Genomic DNA, 323 nt, shown 5'->3' with positions numbered 1-323 from the left:
GCGGATCGGCCGATCGAGCAGCGCCAGGACGTGTTCCTGATCGGCGCGGACGTGGCCGATATCGACGGCATCAGCGAGGTCGAGCACAAGGCGCTCGACGAGATCGCCGGGGCGCGGCAGGTCGACAAGTCCGCCCTGCTGCGCTGATCCGGCCGGCCCGTCGCCCGGCAGACCCCGGGACGGCGCGCCGGGACCGCTCTCCCCGTCCGGCACCCGCACCCCGAGGTGACGCGGCCCGGCCCTCCGTGCCGGGTCTTCGCGGACGCCGGCGCGGGCGCGAGGCCGCCGCCATCCCGAACCTGCGGCGACGCGGGCCGTCCCTT

The 323-nt window shown here is 76.8% G+C and carries 1 pseudogene; it reads left to right on the top strand.

The annotated features are described in order from the left end of the window. Positions 1-147, top strand: a pseudogene (locus ACLBYB_RS32975) (Tellurite resistance protein TerB); the annotation flags it as partial. Positions 148-323 lie beyond the last annotated feature (176 nt).

This window comes from Methylobacterium sp. D54C (assembly GCF_053345595.1).
The sequence above is the reverse complement of the archived record's forward strand: the minus strand, read 5'-3'. Positions and strand labels throughout refer to the sequence as shown.